Origin of the sequence: Pseudoflavonifractor sp. 60, from assembly GCF_009911645.1 — a bacterium.
GTDB lineage: Bacteria > Bacillota > Clostridia > Oscillospirales > Oscillospiraceae > Lawsonibacter.
In genome coordinates this window covers 1-1,449 of the sequence record NZ_QWKI01000346.1, presented here as the reverse complement: position 1 = coordinate 1,449, position 1,449 = coordinate 1, and the positions used below count along the sequence as shown (strand labels likewise).

1 protein-coding gene and 1 pseudogene are annotated in these 1,449 nt (G+C 56.4%); both read left to right on the top strand.

Translation table 11 applies throughout. The features are described 5' to 3' along the window. Nucleotides 1-1,272, top strand: a 1,272-nt coding sequence (locus tag D1646_RS22320; protein ID WP_160638517.1) for a recombinase family protein, incomplete at its 5' end; no start/stop codon positions are given. Nucleotides 1,273-1,369: 97 nt separating this feature from the next. Beyond that, nucleotides 1,370-1,449, top strand: a pseudogene (locus tag D1646_RS22315) (Maff2 family protein); the annotation flags it as partial.

Genomic DNA, 1,449 nt, shown 5'->3' with positions numbered 1-1,449 from the left:
GTTGAGAATGAGATAACCCCGTTTCGCTCGCTCCTGAACGAGATGTATAGCCGGGATGTGAGCAAGAAAGTCCATTCGTCCTACCTGACAAAAGCCAAGTCCGGCAAGTTTACCGGCTGTCTGGCCCCCTTCGGCTACCGCAAAGACCCGGAGGACAAAAACCATCTTCTCATTGACGAGGATACCGCATGGATCGTCCGCAGGATTTTTGAGTGGGCGAAGAACGGCAGCGGCCCCAACCGCATCCGCCGCAGGCTGGAGGACGAGGAAATCCCCTGCCCCGCATGGTGGAACCGGCAAAAGGGATTGCGCGACCATGTAACCAAATTTGAGCGGGAGAACCCGGAGCGAGGCCGGTTTATCTGGGACTTCACCGCTATCCAGGGCATTCTGGCAAACCCGGTCTACATCGGCGCGATTGCCTCTCAAAAGGTCAATTACCGTTTCAAAATCGGCTGGATGGGCAACAAGAAGCGGGAGGACTGGATTATCGTTGAGGGGATGCACGAGGCCATCATTGACCGGGATACTTACGACATTGTGCAGGAGAAAGTCAAGAGCCGGAAGCGCCCGGACGCATGGGGGAATTTCAGTCTGTTCGCCGGTCTGGTAAAGTGCGGACAGTGCGGCAGCACCCTGAACATCCGCCGCGCCAATCAGAAAGGCAACGAACGGATTTACACCTGTTCCCGGTACAACAAGTATGGCGTGGCCCACTGTACCCAGCATCGCATCAGGTATGATACGCTCTACAACATCGTGCTGGAACAGATTAGGGCTTGTGCGAGAAAGGCCCTTGCCGATGAACAGGAGGCAGCGGCCCAGCTCCGGGAGAACTGCCAGGCGGACGAGCAGGCCGAGCGTGAGGCCATCCAGCGGAGCATTGACGAGGACAGCGAACGCATCACCGCTCTGGAACGCATCATCAGCCGGGTGTACGAGGATATGATTGCCCAGCGCATCAGCGAGGACAATTTCAACCGCATCTTGGAGAACAGCCAGACGGAGCAGGCCACGCTGAAAAACCGTGTCATGCTGAACCGGGAACGGCTGGCCCAGCAGACCCAGGAGCAGGAGGACAGCACACGCTGGCTGGAAATCATCAAGGACTATGCGGACATTCAAGAGCTGGACGCTGTGACGCTGAACCGGCTTGTTCAGAAAATCGTCATTCACGAGGACATAGACGGCGAGACTGTTCGCCAGACTGTGGAAATCCATTTCAATTTCAACGATAAAGCGGATAAACGCAGGATTATCCGGGAGAAATAACTGAATATCGCAACATTAGGCCCGGATAGTAGAGGAACCGGGGTGATGCTGACCGAGGATGCCGCCGCCCGCCGTGGGCTGTTTCATTAACTTTGAGATGAAACAGCTCATGGCGGGCGGCGGCGTGGCCCTAATCGGGATGCAGCTCATCCCCCTGCTGGCTAACCTGTTTTCGGT